The following is a 14,198-nucleotide window of genomic DNA, read 5'->3' as shown; positions in this document are numbered from 1 at the left end:
CGGGCCATGGCTCTTCAGCCATCGGGCTATTGCCCGGTGGCTGTGATCGCTAAGGTGTGCGACGTGCGGATGCGAGTCCTGGCGCGGACGTTGTCTCCGGCGCGTAAGGGGTTGATCGTGGCGATCGCCGCGTACCTGGCGGTGCTGCTCGCCCTGCTGCTCACCGGACAGGGCACCCGGGCCGCGCTGTGGGTGGTCACGGGTGGCTTCACCGTGCTCGCCGGCGGCCTCCCGTGGATGCTGCTGGCGCTGTGCACGGACTACGTCGTCAACCCGGCCGCATGGCGCCGCACCATCGTCGTGGAGGGCGTGGCGGCCTCCGAGAGCTACACGGTGCCACCGCACCCGTCGGACGAGAGCTACGTCCTGCACCGCGTGTACGAGTTCACGACCCTGCACGGCGAGACCCGGAGGGTCGGAAGCCGGGCGACGTTCCGCGAGTCGCCGGACGGCCGGGTCGGGATCCGCTACGACCCGCGTCACCCGACGGACATCTGGCCGGCGCGGGTGGCGCTCTCGACGCTCGCGACGGGGACCGTGCTGGCGGTCCTGATGCTGACGGCGGCGGTGTTCGCGCTCGGCGGGGCGATCGGCTTCGGGACGGCGACGTTCACGTAGGATCCGGCGGTCGGCGACGGGTGATCAGTCGGCGTCGAAGACCTCGGCGGCGGTGGTCGCGATGAGGACCCGGTCCAGCCAGATGTCGAGCTGGCGGAGGTCGGCGCATCCCTCGATACGTTCACGCTGCTCGGCCGACAGGGCGATGCCCCGTGTGATGACGAAGCGGAGCAGCATCTCGACACGCGAGTCGATCCGGCCCTCGCGACGTCCCTCGTCGCGCCCCTCGGCGAGACCCTGAACGCGTCCCTCGACCCGCCCCTCGATGCGTCCCTCGGCTCGCCCCTCAAGGCGCCCCTCCGCACGCCCTTCAAGCCGTCCTTCGGCGATGAGCTCCCGCGAGAGGGACGATCGGTAGAAGGAAAGGTCAATGGCCATGATCTGCCTCCAAATCGCGCGGGCCGGAGTGTCATCCAAGCCGATGAGGGTGAGTTCGGCCAGGTCGTTGGCCTGTTTCTGGTCGTCCAGGGACTTCAGCGCCGATGCCAACGCCCTCAGTATCGCATCGACACCCTCGTCATACGCATGGGTGAGCGCCGAAAAGACCGCCAACGGGACGTCTCGGCGGGCCGTTTCCTCATCGCGGATCGGGGGCACGTTGTGAGGCCCGACGACGAGCGGACGCATCGTCAGCGCCGCCCAGTCGCCCACCCCTCGCTTGACCGGCTGCGACGCCCACTTCGCAACGCGCCGATCGTGGCAGACCACCAGCAGGAGGACGGGCAGGCGATACTTGTCCGCCAGATAGGCCAGGTAGTACATCCACGAATACAGCTTGTCCGGATCACAGGAGCGCTGAGCTTCGACGAGCACGAGGTACTCGGCTCCGTCAGCCGTCTCGCAGCGCAGAAGGGTGTCGACGCGCCGCTCCAGAGGATGGATTTCCGTGACATCCCCCGAGATGACGGCCACCGTGTCCGGCGCCGGGATATCCAGCCCTAACGCGCGAAAAGTCCGCCCCAGCATCTCTGAGTCGTGATGAAAGATGCGATGCATCGCTTCGTGTGAGGAGCCGACCATGGTCGGACTCTATCCATCCGCATCTAGGCGAATCGTCCTCAAACGCAGAATTTCACTCGAAAGTGTGCGCTAAGCCCTGCTCCGCACTCAGCTGTGCTTCGAACTCGTCACCCGATACACGTCGAAGACCCCTTCGACGCCCTTCACCGCCTTCAGCACCGCGCCCAGATGCGCCGGGTCCGCCATCTCGAACGTGAACCGCGAGATCGCCACCCGGTCGCGGCTGGTCGTCACCGACGCCGACAGGATGTTGACGTGCTGGTCGGACAGGACGCGCGTCACGTCCGAGAGGAGCCGCGACCGATCGAGCGCCTCGACCTGGATCGCGACGAGAAACATGGACGCCCCACCGGGCGACCAGGACACCTCCACCATCCGTTCGGGCTGCGCAGCCAGCGACTCCACGTTCGAGCAGTCCGCGCGGTGGACGGAGACGCCCGAGGCGCGGGTGATGAACCCGACGATGTCGTCGCCCGGAACGGGCGTGCAGCAGCGGGCCAGTTTGACCCAGATGTCGTCCGCGCCCTTCACCAGGACTCCGGGGTCGCCCGAGGGGCGGGCCTGGCCGCGGCGGGACAGCTTCTCGATGTTGCCCGGGACGGTGGCCTCGGCCAGGTCCTCGGTGGCGCCCTCCTCGCCGCCCAGCAGGTGCAGGAGGCGATGCACCACGTGCTGGGCCGAGACGTGGCCCTCGCCGATGGCGGCGTACAGGGCGCTGATGTCGGCGTGGCGGAGGTCGTGGGCGACGGTGGCCAGGGACTCGGAGGTCATCAGGCGCTGCAGCGGCAGCCCCTGCTTGCGCATGGCCTTGGCCAGCTGCTCCTTGCCCTGCTCGACCGCCTCCTCGCGGCGTTCCTTGGTGTACCACTGGCGGATCTTGTTGCGGGCGCGCGGGGAGGCGACGAAGGACAGCCAGTCGCGGCTCGGGCCGGAGTTCGGCGCCTTGGAGGTGAAGATCTCCACCACGTCGCCGTTGTCGAGCTTGCTGTCCAGGGGCACGAGGCGGCCGTTGACCCGGGCGCCTATCGTGTGGTGCCCGATCTCGGTGTGCACCGCGTACGCGAAGTCGACCGGTGTGGAGCCCGACGGCAGCGCCATCACCATGCCCTTGGGCGTGAAGACGTAGACCTCGGCGGTGGACAGGTCGAAGCGCAGCGCGTCCAGGAACTCGTTCGGGTCCGCGGTCTCCTTCTGCCAGTCCAGCAGCTGCCGCAGCCAGGCCATGTCGCCGCCGGGGTTGGTGCCGGCGCCGTTGGACGGCTTGCGGACGCCCTCGACGGCGTCCTCCTTGTACTTCCAGTGCGCCGCGACGCCGTACTCCGCCCGCCGGTGCATCGCGAAGGTCCGGATCTGCAGCTCCACCGCCTTGCCGCCGGGCCCGATCACCGTGGTGTGCAGCGACTGGTACATGTTGAACTTCGGCATCGCGATGTAGTCCTTGAACCGGCCGGGGACCGGGTTCCACCGCGCGTGGATGGCGCCGAGGGCGGCGTAGCAGTCGCGGACCGAGTCCACCAGGACCCGGATGCCGACCAGGTCGTAGATGTCGGCGAAGTCGCGGCCGCGCACGATCATCTTCTGGTAGACCGAGTAGTAGTGCTTCGGCCGGCCGGTGACGGTGGCCCGGATCTTGGCCTCGCGCAGGTCGGTGTGCACCGCGTCGATGACCTGGCTCAGGTACTCCTCGCGCTTGGGCGCGCGCTCGGAGACCAGGCGCACGATCTCGTCGTACATCTTGGGGTAGAGGATGGCGAACGCCAGGTCCTCCAGCTCCCACTTGATCGTGTTCATGCCCAGCCGGTGCGCCAGCGGGGCGTAGATCTCCAGGGTCTCGCGCGACTTGCGCTCCTGGCTCTCGCGCTTCATGTAGCGCATGGTCCGCATGTTGTGCAGCCGGTCGGCGAGCTTGATCACCAGCACCCGGATGTCGCGCGCCATGGCCACGACCATCTTGCGCACGGTCTCGGCCTGGGTGGCCTCGCCCAGCTTCACCTTGTCCAGCTTGGTCACGCCGTCCACCAGCAGCGCGATGGTGTCGCCGAAGTCGGCGCGCAGCATGTCCAGCGTGTAGTCGGTGTCCTCGACGGTGTCGTGCAGCAGCCCGGCGCACAGCGTCGGCACGTCCATGCCGAGCTCGGCCAGGATCGTGGTCACCGCCAGCGGATGCGTGATGTACGGGTCGCCGCTCTTGCGGCGCTGGCCGCGGTGGTGCCGCTCGGCGATCGCGTAGGCCTGCTCGACCGGCTTCAGGTCGGCCTTCGGGTGGTTGGCCCGGATGATCTTGAACAGCGGCTCCAGGACCTGCGGCGGGCCGCCGCTGCGGGCGCTGCCCAGACGGGCCAGGCGGGCGCGGACCCGGCTGGAGCTCGGGCGCGACGGACCCGTGCGGGCGGCCTCGGCGGACGGCGCCGGGACCGGCGGGGCCGTCGGCAGCGCGGGCACGGCCGCGGGGGCCTTGGGCGCCTGCCCGGAGGGCTGGGCCTTGGACACCGACGGGGCGGGCGCGGACCGGGCCGCTATGACCGAGGGGGCGGACGGCGCCGCGGCGGCCGGAGCGCCGGACTGCGCGCCGCGAGGCGCGGACTCAGGGGAGGCAGAGGGGGCAGCGGACGCACCGGCTCCAGCACCACCGGACCGGCCGTGCGAGCCGGTTCCGGCTCCCGCACCGCCACCGGATTCGGCGCCCCGGCTCGAACCGCCGGACTGGCCGCGAGCAGACTTGCCGGAAGCGCCGGCACCACGCTCTCCGTCACCTTCGCCGGGGGCAGCACCCGCGTTCGCCCCACCGGCCGGCCGGCCGGATCCCCGCCGGTCGCCACCGGACGCCGCTTCGCCCTTCGCTCGGCCGGACTTCGCAGCAGCATCGTTCCCACCGGCCGCCGGTCCCCGCACGGCGGCGTCCTCGCCGCCCGCACCGGATCCGGCCGTCGTCCCGACCTGCTCCTTCGTCGCCAAGCGCGGCCCCTCTCACGTCTGTGGGTGTGCCCAGTGTAACGACCGCTGTATAGACATTGTTTCCCACTCCGGCATTCGCCAGCTCACACCAGGAGCAGAGTGTGGATCCCGATGTCCGGTGCGGACGCCGCGAACCGCTCGCGTCCTCCTAGGAAGCCCAACTCCATCAGCACCGACAACCCCACCGGCACCGCTCCGGCGTCCCGCACCAGCTTCGCGGCCGCCACCGCGGTGCCGCCGGTGGCCAGGATGTCGTCCACGATCATCACGCGCTCGCCGGGCACGAAGGCGTCGCGGTGCACCTCTATGGTCGCCGTCGCGTACTCCAGCGCGTAGTCCTCACGGTAGGTGGCGCGCGGCAGCTTGCCGGCCTTGCGCACCGGCACGAACCCGACGCCGGCCGCCAACGCCACCGGGGCGGCCAGGAGGAAGCCGCGGGCCTCCAGGCCGGCGATGCGCGTGGCCCCCGACGCCCGCACCTGCTCGGCCATCGCCCCGACCACGGTGCCGAACGCGGTGGGGTCGCCGAGCAGCGGCGTGATGTCCTTGAAGACGATGCCCGGCTTCGGATAGTCCAGGACGTCGAGAATGCGAGTGGCGAGGACCTGGTCCAGAACGGAACGTTCCGGAAGGTCCCCGCCACCGGGAGGTGCGGGGAAGCTCACCGGGTGAGCTTACCCCGCGCTCTCAACGTCTCAGCGCCGCTTGCCGCTGGGCCGGTTCCGCCCGCGGTCGCCGCGCACCGGCTGGTTGCGCGGCCCGCGCGGGACGTCCCCGCGCGCCGAGCCGGCCTCGGCCACGTCCCCGAGCTCGTCGCCCCCCTCGCCGAGGAAGGAGCCGGGCACGCGCTCCTGCACCGGCACCGTGCGCTCGGCCCGGGCCGCGGCCTTGGCCTGCGCGCCGGCCGCCTTGCGCTTGAGCGCTCGCATGTCCGGCTCGCGCTCCTTCAGGTCGGCCAGCAGCGGCGTCGCGATGAAGATCGAGGAGTAGGTGCCGACCGCGATACCGACGAGCAGGGCCAGCGCCAGGTCCTGGAGCACGCCCGCACCGCCGCTGACCGTGGTGCCGGCCAGCAGCAGGGCGGCCACCGGGATCAGCGCGATCAGCGAGGTGTTCAGCGAGCGGATCAGGGTCTGGTTGACGGCCAGGTTGGCGGCCTGCGTGTAGCTCTGGTCGGTCTTGCTGGTGCCCAGGCCCGCGGTGTTCTCCCGGACCTTGTCGAACACCACGACGGTGTCGTACAGCGAGTAGCCCAGGATCGTCAGGAAGCCGATGACGGTGGCCGGCGAGACCTCGAAGCCGACCAGGGCGTAGATGCCGGCGGTGATCACCAGGTCGTGGGCCAGCGCGATGATGCCGGACAGCGCCATCTTCCACTCGTAGAAGACCGCCAGGTACAGCATCACCAGCGCCACGAAGATGATCAGACCGGTGATCGCCTTGTCGGTGATCTCATGGCCCCACGATCCGGAGACCGCGGTCACCGACACGTCGGTGGGCTTCACGCCGTCTCCGGCGTGCGCGGCCACCGCGGTGCGCACCTTGTCCTGCTCGTCGGCGTTCAGCGGCGTGGTCTTGACCACGATGTGCCGGCCGTCCTTGGCGCTGTTCGAAGTCTGGACCGACGGGTCCTTGACGATCCCGGCGACGCTGCTCTTGATCGTCTCGGTGCTGGCCGTGGCCGACTTGACGTCGAATTGCGACCCGCCGCGGAAGTCCAGGCTGAAGTTCAGCCCGAGCACCAGCAGCGCCACCGCCGAGACGAGCAGCAGCGCGCCGGAGATGGTGTACCAGCGCTTCTGCTTCCCGATGAAGTCGTAGGAGACCTCGCCGCGGTACAGGCGGTTGCCCCAGCTGTTGGAGGCGGACATCAGGCTTCCATCCCTTCCGCAGAGCCCTCACGACGGGCGGCGGCGCGGCGGTCGACGATCGATTGGCGCAGACCCGGGGATTTCTTGGCGCCCAGGCGGTTCGGGTCCAGACCGGACCACGGGTGGCCGTCGGCGAAGAACTTCCGGCGGGCGAGCAGGGTGACGATCGGCTTGGTGAACATGAACACCACGAGGATGTCCAGCAGAGTGGTGAGGCCCAGCGTGAACGCGAAGCCCTTCACCGTGCCGACCGAGACCTCGTACAGGACGAAGGCGGCCAGGAAGGACACGAAGTCCGAGGAGAGGATGGTGCGGCGGGCCCGGGTCCAGCCGTGGTCCACGGCGGTGCGCAGGGAGCGGCCCTCGCGGACCTCGTCGCGGAGGCGTTCGAAGTAGATGACGAACGAGTCCGCGGTGATGCCGATGGCCACGACCAGACCGGCGACGCCGGCCAGCGAGAGCCGGAAGCCCATCGCCGGGCCCAGCAGGGTGGCCAGCGAGTAGGTGAGGATCCCGGAGATCAGCAGCGAGGCCACGGCCACGACGGACAGGCCCCGGTAGTAGGCCACCAGGTACGCGATGACCAGCAGCATGCCGATCCCGCCGGCGATCAGGCCGGCGGTGAGCTGGTTGCCGGCCAGCGAGGCCGACACCTGCGAGACGTCGCCCTGCTCGAAGGTGATCGGCAGCGAACCGTACTTCAGCACGTTGGCCAGGTTCTCGGCCTGGGACTGGGTGAAGGTGCCGGTGATCCGGGCGTTCCCGTCGGTGATCGGGTTCTGCACGGTGGCCGCGCTGTAGACCACACCGTCCAGGTCGACGGCGAACATGCCCTGGTTCTGGTACAGCGTGGTGGTGACGGCGCCGAAGTCCTTGGCGCCCTTGCTGTTGAAGGACAGGTCGACTTCCCAGCGCCCGGTCAGGACCGCGTTCGAGCCGCCGGTCTGCTCCGGGTTGGCCGAGGCGCTGGTCAGGTCCTTGCCGTCGACGTCGGCCGGCGCCAGCAGCCAGGGCAGGTGGGTGGTGAAGTCACACCCGACCGCCCACTGGTTGGCCGCGAACAGGCTGCCGAGGTCCGTCGGCGGGGTGGTGCAGTTGATGGTGCTGTACAGCTGCAGCGCCTTGGCGCTCGGCGACTGCTCCTTCACCGTGCCGTCCGGGGACTTCTCCGGCGGGGCCGAGGAGCTCGGCGCGGCCGGGGTGGTGGGGGCGGACGGGTTCGACGACGGCGTCGCGGAGCCGGAGGCGCCGGAGCTCTTCGGGCTCGCGGTGGCGCCGCCGGAGGCCGTGCCGGACGGCGTGGCGCCGCCGGTGGGCGTGGCGGTCGGCGCGTCGGCGGCCTTCAGGCCGGCGTCGGCGACCCGGTGCTGGGTGCCGGTGGCGGTGGCGGACGGCGTGCTCGCCTTCGTGGTGGCCGAGGACGACGGCGTGCCGCTCGGCTTGGTGGCCGAGCCGGACGGGGTCCCCGCGCCGGAGGGCGTGGCCGAACCGGAGGGGCTGCTCGTCGGCGTCGTCGGCGGGACGGCCGGCTGCGGCGCCACCGTGGTGCGCGGCGCCACGCCGAACTGCGACAGCGCGGTCTGCGGCACCACGACCCGGAAGTACAGCTTCGCGGTCTGGCCCAGCTGCTTCAGCAGTTCCGAGGAGTTCTTGCCGGGGAGGTCGACCTGGATCGCCGAGCTGCCCTGCTTGGTCACCTCGGCCTCGGACACGCCCTGGCCGTTGACGCGGTTCCGCATGATCTGCAGCGCGGTGTCCATGTCGCCGGCCGACGGGGTGCCGCCCTTGGCGGTCATCGTCATGGTGGTGCCGCCCGCCAGGTCGATACCCAGCTGCGGCGAGCGGTGCCCGGTGCCGATCATGGTGCCACCCAGCACCATGATCAAGGCGGCCAGCACCGTCAGGGGGGTCCATGGGCTCATCTTGCGGTTCCGGGACCGCGGAGCCTTCGATCCGGCCAAGGGATTCGTCCGTCTCTTCGTGTCGTGTCGTGTGCCGGCCGGGGCGTCGGTCACACCCCACGCCGCCCGCCGCCTCGGCCCGGTTTCACGTTCCGTGGCGGCGGTGCGACCTTACAGGTTTTCGCTGAGGAAACCCTCTGTCTTGTGAAGCCTCCTTGAGGCGGGGGTTACGGCTTCGCGACAGGCTCGGCTTCCTCGGACGCGACTTCCGAGGGGACCGCGTCCTGCACCGAGGGGGTCACGTCCCGCGCGTCGGCCTTCACGCCGTCCTCGGCGTCGGCCTCGGCGGCCGGCGCGTCGCCGATGCCGCCCGGCGCGGGGGCGTCCTCCTCCTCGTCCGGCATGATGATGCCGACGATGGCGGGCTTGCCGAACTTGATCCGCGTCCCCGGGGTGGTCTCCACGATGGCCCAGTCGTCACCGACCTCGACCACGGTGCCCATGATCTGGGCGGTGGTCCGCACCTGGGCACCGGGCTGCAGGTGCTGGAGCATGTCCACCTGGTTCTGCCGGGCGCGCTTCTGCGGGCGGATCATCATGAAGTAGAACATGGCCCCGATCAGGACGATCCAGATCAGGAAGACGGGAGATCCCATAAGTGTCGCTGGTCCTTGGTTAGACCGCCGGCGCGGGGCCGGGAGGTCGCTGGTAGGCGGTGGGGGGCACCGCCCGACTCGCGGGAGTTTATGCGAGCCGGTACGCCCCGAACAACGGTCCGGGGCCCGCGGACGGTTCCCGTGACTTAACGTAGTCGAAATCATCCGGAACTTGTGAACCGGCTGGGGCCGGCGAGAGGCGAGTTGCCTGATGGGGGCGCTGTGGCGGAGGAATCGTCGGCGATTCGCCGAATCTGCCCGATCTCGTCCGCATCGCGGACGGGATCACCCGGTCACGGGGCACTGAGCCCGAAATGCGCCCACGCCGCGGAGGTCGCGATCCGCCCCCGCGGGGTGCGGGCCAGCAGGCCCTCGCGGACCAGGAACGGCTCGGCGACCTCCTCGACCGTCTCGGCCTCCTCCCCCACCGCCACCGCCAGCGTGGACAGTCCGACCGGGCCGCCGCCGAACAGCTTCAGCAGGGCGTGCAGCACCGCGCGGTCCAGACGGTCCAGACCGCGCTCGTCGACCTCGTAGACGTCCAGCGCGGCCCGCGCGACCTCCAGCGTCACCCCGCCGTCGGCCTTCACCTCGGCGTAGTCCCGGACGCGGCGCAGCAGCCGGTTGGCGATGCGCGGGGTGCCGCGGGAGCGGCCGGCGATCTCCCGGGCGCCGTCCGGGTCGATGCGCACGCCCAGCAGCCGCGCCGAGCGGTTGACCACCCGCTCCAGGTCCTCGGGGCCGTAGAACTCCAGGTGCGCGGTGAACCCGAAGCGGTCCCGCAGCGGGGCCGGCAGCAGTCCGGAGCGGGTGGTGGCCCCGACCAGCGTGAACGGCGGCAGGTCCAGCGGGATCGCGGTGGCGCCGGGGCCCTTGCCGACGATCACGTCGACCCGGAAGTCCTCCATCGCCATGTACAGCATCTCCTCGGCGGGCCGGGACATGCGGTGGATCTCGTCGAGGAACAGCACCTCGCCCTCGGCCAGCGAGGACAGGATGGCCGCGAGGTCGCCGGCGTGCTGGATGGCCGGCCCGGAGGTGATCCGGATCGGCACCGCCAGCTCGGCGGCGATGATCATGGACAGCGTGGTCTTGCCCAGGCCGGGCGGTCCGGACAGCAGCACGTGGTCCGGGGCCGCCCCGCGCAGCCGGGCCGCGTCCAGCACCAGCGAGAGCTGGTCGCGGACCTTGGGCTGCCCGACGAACTCGGCCAGCCGCTTGGGCCGCAGCGCCGCCTCGGCCGCCTGCTCCTCGGCGTCGCCGGTGACGGCGGCGCCGGAGACGAGGCGTTCGGTTTCCTGTTCCACGGCGGCGGTTCTCCTGGCTGGGCTCGATGGGGGCTGGACGTGGTCGGACGGACGGAGCGAGGTCGGGAGGCGGGACCCGTCCATCCTGCCAGGCCCCGCCGACGGAGCGCGGGGGCGGGCTCAGGCCGCCCGGAACAGCAGGGGCCTGAGCAGCTCGCCGAGGGCCATCATCAGGCGCGGGCCGGGCGGGATCCAGTCGCGCGGCGGGTGGTAGTGCACGAAGTCGAAGCCGAGGCGCCAGGCCAGCGCGCCGTCGGTGGCCAGCTGGTCGCCCACCACCAGGCCGGGACGGGGCAGATCACGGTACTCCTTGGTCCGCAAGGGCTTGACCGCCGAGGACCGGTAGCCGACCCGGGCGTCCGGCAGGCCCGGCAGCACGGTGGGGCGCCGCGCCGAGTTGGTCGAGAACAGCACCACCTCGCGGCCCGGCACCCGGCCCAGGCGGCGGAGCGTCTCGACGACGCCGGAGTCCAGCGTCACGGTGTCGGTGCCCCAGATCGCCACCAGGGGTTCGACGTCGAAGACGAGCGACCGCGCGGACTGGGCCTCCATCAGGGTCCAGACCTCGTCCATCGTCACCGCGTCGTACAGTGCCACGCGCCCCATCGTCCGTCTCCGCTCGCCGTCCGCCGCTTCGCCTTCCACCCGCTCGACCCGCGTCCCGGGCGCGTCCTCGCCCGCCTACTTCTTCATGGTCCGCAGCGCCGCCTTCAGCAGCGGCCCGAGCTGCACCGTCTGCCCGGCCGCCTCCTGCTCGGCGGCCAGCGGCGCGACCGCCGTCACCGCGTCGTCGGCCTCGCGCGCCGACCAGCCCAGGCCGGTCAGCGCCTCCAGCAGTTGGATCCGCCACGAGCCCAGGCCGGCGCGGGTCCAGCCGTTCTGCACCTGGCCGGGAACCGCGCCGCTGGGCGGCCCCAGCCGCTCCTTGAGCTCCAGCAGCAGCCGCTGGGCGCCCTTCTTGCCGATGCCGGGGACCTGGGTCAGCGCCGCCTCGTCGCCGGTCATGAAGATCATCCGCAGCGTGTCCGGGGCGTGCACCGAGAGCATGGCCTGCGCCACCTTGGGGCCGATGCCGCTGGCGGTCTGCAGGAGCTCGAACACCGTGCGCTCGTCGTCGGTGGCGAAGCCGTAGAGGGTGAGCGAGTCCTCGCGCACCACCAGCGCGGTGAACAGCTTGGCCGGCTCCCCGACGGTCAGAGCGGCCAGCGTCGAGGGCCCGCAGTGCACGAGCATCCCGACACCGCCCACCTCGACCACCGCGCTGGACGGGGTCACCGCGGCCACCGGGCCGGACACGAAGGCGATCACACGCCACTCCTCACTGTGCTGGTCGTGCTCATGGGCTCACCGCTGCTTCGCGATCGCCGCCGCGAGCCGGTTCTGGGCCGTGCCGCGCCAGATGTGGCAGATCGCCAGCGCCGCGGCGTCGGCGGCGTCGGCCGGCTTGGGCGGCTCGGCCAACCGCAGCACCCGCGCCACCATGGCCGCCACCTGGTCCTTGTCGGCCCGCCCGGACCCGCTGATCGCGGCCTTGACCTCGCTGGGGGTGTGCAGCGCGACCGGCAGCCCGCGGCGCGCCGCCACCAGCATCGCCACCGCGCTGGCCTGGGCGGTGCCCATGACGGTGCGCACGTTGTGCTGGCTGAAGACCCGCTCGACGGCCACCGCGTCCGGGCGGTGCGCCTCGAACCACTCCTCCAGCCCGGTCTCGATCAACAGCAGCCGGCGGGACAGGTCCAGGTCGGCGGGAGTCCGCACGACGCCGACCCCGACCAGGGTCAGCGGGCGTCCGGCCGTCCCCTCGACGACGCCCACGCCGCAGCGTGTCAGCCCCGGATCGACCCCCAGCACCCGCACGCGCGCCCGACCTCCGACGATGTCTGAAACAGCAGTTCCCTTCCGCCGAAGCCTAGCGGCGCCGGAGGACAGGAACGACGAAGCCGGGCCGCGTGGGGTGGGCCCGGCTTGGTTCCAACGCTGTTCGCGGTGCGGATCGCGGCACTGACGGAGTTCACGCGGCGGCGATGATCTCCACTTCCACCAGCCATTCCGGCACCAGCGTCTGCGCGCACATCATGATCGTCGGCACCAGGCGGCCGCCGAGCGCGTCCACCCGGGCTCGGGAGACCGGCTCGTCGTACTCCACGTCCCGGATGTACTGCACGACCCGGACCACGTTGTCCACGGTCATGTCGGCGGCTTCCAGCAGCCGCCGCAGGTTGTCCCAGACCAGGCCGATCTGGGCCTTGATGTCCTGGCCCGCGACGCCCTCGGGATCCAGGCCCATGGTGCCGGAGGTGTAAAGGAAACGAGTGGGATTGCGCACTTCGGCGGCGTGCGCGTACTCACCGCCCACCGGGGCGTATATGCCGTCGGTCGGGCTGTGCTCGACGATTTCCATGCCGGAAACCATATAAGGGTTCGAACCTGTGTGACAGGTTCGAACCCTTATACCGGAAGAACTCGCGCCGAACGCGCGATTACGCGTCGATCTTCTCCATGACCTCGTCCGAGACGTCGAAGTTGGCGTAGACGTTCTGCACGTCGTCGCTGTCCTCCAGGGCCTCGATGAGCCGGAACACCTTGCGCGCGCCGTCCTCGTCCAGCGGCACCTGCACCGAGGGCAGGAAGGAGGACTCGGCCGACTCGTAGTCGATGCCGGCGCCCTGCAGCGCGGTGCGCACCGGGATCAGGTCGCCGGCCTCGCTGACCACCTCGAAGGCCTCGCCGAGGTCGTTGACCTCCTCGGCGCCGGCCTCCAGCACGGCCAGCAGGATGTCGTCCTCCTTCAGCTCCCCGGCCTTGGGGACGATGACGACGCCCTTGCGGGTGAACAGGTAGGACACCGAGCCCGGGTCGGCCATCGAGCCGCCGTTGCGGGTCATGGCCACCCGCACCTCGGAGGCGGCACGGTTGCGGTTGTCGGTGAGGCACTCGATCAGGACCGCCACGCCGTTCGGGCCGTAGCCCTCGTACATGATGGTCTGCCAGTCGGCGCCGCCCGCCTCGGCCCCGGAGCCGCGCTTGATCGCGCGGTCGATGTTGTCGGCCGGGACCGAGTTCTTCTTCGCCTTCTGCACCGCGTCGAAGAGCGTGGGGTTGCCTGTCACATCTCCGCCGCCGGTCTTGGCCGCGACTTCGATGTTCTTGATCAGCCGGGCGAACAGCTTGCCGCGCTTGGCGTCGATGACCGCCTTCTTGTGCTTGGTGGTCGCCCATTTGGAGTGGCCGGACATTACCCCTGCTCCCTAACTACGAAAATTCATTCAGGCTGCGCGGACGAGATCCACGAAGTATTCGTGCACCCGGTGGTCCGTGGTCAGCTCCGGATGGAAGGACGTCGCCAGCAGGTTGCCCTGCCGGACCGCGACGATCCTACCGGTGGCGGGGCCGCTCGTGACGCGAGCCAGGACCTCGACACCCTCCTCGACGCTCTCGACCCAGGGCGCGCGGATGAACACGCCGGTCAGTTCGCCGACGCCGTCGAAGGCGATCGGCTCCTCGAACGACTCGGTCTGGCGGCCGAAGGCGTTGCGGCGCACGGTGATCGGCAGGCCGCCGAACGTCTGCTGGCCCGCCGCGGCGTCCACGATCCGGTCGGCCATCATGATCATCCCGGCGCAGGTGCCGAAGACCGGCATCCCGTCCGCGACCCGCTTGCGCACCGGCTCGAACATCTCGGCGGTGGTGGCGAGCTTCCACATCGCGGTGGACTCCCCGCCCGGGATGACGAGGGCGTCGACCTGCTCCAGCTCGTGCGGGCGGCGGACGAGGACCGGGTTCTGGCCGATCGCCTTCAGGGACGCGGCGTGCTCACGGAAGTCGCCCTGCAGCCCGAGCACGCCGATCGTCTTGTCGCTCATGTGGTCC

The 14,198-nt window shown here is 70.8% G+C and carries 14 protein-coding genes; 1 reads left to right on the top strand and 13 read right to left on the bottom strand.

What is annotated here, in order from left to right; genetic code table 11:
* Nucleotides 1-63 precede the first annotated feature (63 nt).
* On the top strand, nucleotides 64-618 hold the full coding sequence (locus ABD466_RS04690; RefSeq protein WP_344655663.1) for a hypothetical protein: 555 nt from the start codon (nucleotides 64-66) through the stop codon (nucleotides 616-618).
* A gap of 24 nt (nucleotides 619-642) precedes the next feature.
* Here the strand turns inward: ABD466_RS04690 and ABD466_RS04685 are convergent, their stop codons facing one another.
* From ABD466_RS04685 to pdxT, 13 genes are all read right to left on the bottom strand, one after another.
* On the bottom strand, nucleotides 643-1,638 hold the full coding sequence (locus ABD466_RS04685) for an RpnC/YadD family protein (protein ID WP_344655662.1): 996 nt from the start codon (nucleotides 1,636-1,638) through the stop codon (nucleotides 643-645).
* Nucleotides 1,639-1,725: 87 nt separating this feature from the next.
* A complete protein-coding gene (locus ABD466_RS04680; RefSeq protein WP_425558533.1) occupies nucleotides 1,726-4,128 on the bottom strand; it encodes a RelA/SpoT family protein in 2,403 nt (800 codons plus the stop codon).
* A gap of 548 nt (nucleotides 4,129-4,676) precedes the next feature.
* On the bottom strand, nucleotides 4,677-5,258 hold the full coding sequence (locus ABD466_RS04675) for an adenine phosphoribosyltransferase (RefSeq protein WP_344655661.1): 582 nt from the start codon (nucleotides 5,256-5,258) through the stop codon (nucleotides 4,677-4,679).
* A 30-nt stretch (nucleotides 5,259-5,288) separates the two neighbouring features.
* On the bottom strand, nucleotides 5,289-6,464 hold the full coding sequence (secF, locus tag ABD466_RS04670) for a protein translocase subunit SecF (RefSeq protein ID WP_344655660.1): 1,176 nt from the start codon (nucleotides 6,462-6,464) through the stop codon (nucleotides 5,289-5,291).
* Nucleotides 6,464-8,386 (bottom strand): protein translocase subunit SecD, encoded by a 1,923-nt coding sequence (gene secD / locus ABD466_RS04665; protein ID WP_344655659.1) that lies wholly within the window; start codon nucleotides 8,384-8,386, stop codon nucleotides 6,464-6,466. The genes secF and secD overlap by 1 nt, the downstream gene beginning before the upstream one ends.
* Nucleotides 8,387-8,592: 206 nt before the next feature.
* On the bottom strand, nucleotides 8,593-9,021 hold the full coding sequence (gene yajC / locus ABD466_RS04660) for a preprotein translocase subunit YajC (RefSeq protein WP_344655658.1): 429 nt from the start codon (nucleotides 9,019-9,021) through the stop codon (nucleotides 8,593-8,595).
* Between the two features lie 293 nt (nucleotides 9,022-9,314).
* Nucleotides 9,315-10,328 carry a Holliday junction branch migration DNA helicase RuvB gene (ruvB, locus tag ABD466_RS04655; RefSeq protein WP_344655657.1) on the bottom strand — a complete coding sequence of 338 codons (1,014 nt, stop codon included), beginning with the start codon at nucleotides 10,326-10,328 and terminating at the stop codon, nucleotides 9,315-9,317.
* Nucleotides 10,329-10,448: 120 nt separating this feature from the next.
* The gene (locus tag ABD466_RS04650) at nucleotides 10,449-10,925 is read right to left on the bottom strand and encodes a hypothetical protein (protein ID WP_344655656.1); all 477 of its coding nucleotides are present in this window, start codon (nucleotides 10,923-10,925) and stop codon (nucleotides 10,449-10,451) included.
* 84 nt (nucleotides 10,926-11,009) lie between these two features.
* On the bottom strand, nucleotides 11,010-11,636 hold the full coding sequence (gene ruvA / locus ABD466_RS04645; protein ID WP_344655655.1) for a Holliday junction branch migration protein RuvA: 627 nt from the start codon (nucleotides 11,634-11,636) through the stop codon (nucleotides 11,010-11,012).
* Nucleotides 11,637-11,672: 36 nt separating this feature from the next.
* The gene (gene ruvC, locus ABD466_RS04640) at nucleotides 11,673-12,185 is read right to left on the bottom strand and encodes a crossover junction endodeoxyribonuclease RuvC (protein ID WP_344655654.1); all 513 of its coding nucleotides are present in this window, start codon (nucleotides 12,183-12,185) and stop codon (nucleotides 11,673-11,675) included.
* 154 nt (nucleotides 12,186-12,339) lie between these two features.
* Nucleotides 12,340-12,729 (bottom strand): RidA family protein, encoded by a 390-nt coding sequence (locus ABD466_RS04635; RefSeq protein ID WP_344655653.1) that lies wholly within the window; start codon nucleotides 12,727-12,729, stop codon nucleotides 12,340-12,342.
* Between the two features lie 79 nt (nucleotides 12,730-12,808).
* Complete coding sequence (locus tag ABD466_RS04630) at nucleotides 12,809-13,564, bottom strand: YebC/PmpR family DNA-binding transcriptional regulator (RefSeq protein WP_344655652.1); 756 nt, start codon at nucleotides 13,562-13,564, stop codon at nucleotides 12,809-12,811.
* Between the two features lie 30 nt (nucleotides 13,565-13,594).
* Complete coding sequence (pdxT, locus tag ABD466_RS04625; RefSeq protein WP_344655651.1) at nucleotides 13,595-14,191, bottom strand: pyridoxal 5'-phosphate synthase glutaminase subunit PdxT; 597 nt, start codon at nucleotides 14,189-14,191, stop codon at nucleotides 13,595-13,597.
* Between the last annotated feature and the right edge of the window lie 7 nt (nucleotides 14,192-14,198).

Source organism: Catenulispora subtropica (genome assembly GCF_039531675.1).
GTDB classification, from domain to species: Bacteria; Actinomycetota; Actinomycetes; order Streptomycetales; family Catenulisporaceae; genus Catenulispora; species Catenulispora subtropica.
Note: the sequence above shows the minus strand (reverse complement) of the source record. Positions and strands in the feature narration are given on the sequence as shown.

What these genes read in the sequence shown, in the direction of transcription:
- ABD466_RS04685 (WP_344655662.1), bottom strand. Translation starts at nt 1,638, where the DNA reads ATGGTCGGCTCCTCACACGAAGCGATGCATCGCATCTTTCATCACGAC.
- secF (WP_344655660.1), bottom strand. Translation starts at nt 6,464, where the DNA reads ATGTCCGCCTCCAACAGCTGGGGCAACCGCCTGTACCGCGGCGAGGTC.
- secD (WP_344655659.1), bottom strand. Translation starts at nt 8,386, where the DNA reads ATGAGCCCATGGACCCCCCTGACGGTGCTGGCCGCCTTGATCATGGTG.
- yajC (WP_344655658.1), bottom strand. Translation starts at nt 9,021, where the DNA reads ATGGGATCTCCCGTCTTCCTGATCTGGATCGTCCTGATCGGGGCCATG.
- ABD466_RS04635 (WP_344655653.1), bottom strand. Translation starts at nt 12,729, where the DNA reads ATGGAAATCGTCGAGCACAGCCCGACCGACGGCATATACGCCCCGGTG.
- ABD466_RS04630 (WP_344655652.1), bottom strand. Translation starts at nt 13,564, where the DNA reads ATGTCCGGCCACTCCAAATGGGCGACCACCAAGCACAAGAAGGCGGTC.
- pdxT (WP_344655651.1), bottom strand. Translation starts at nt 14,191, where the DNA reads ATGAGCGACAAGACGATCGGCGTGCTCGGGCTGCAGGGCGACTTCCGT.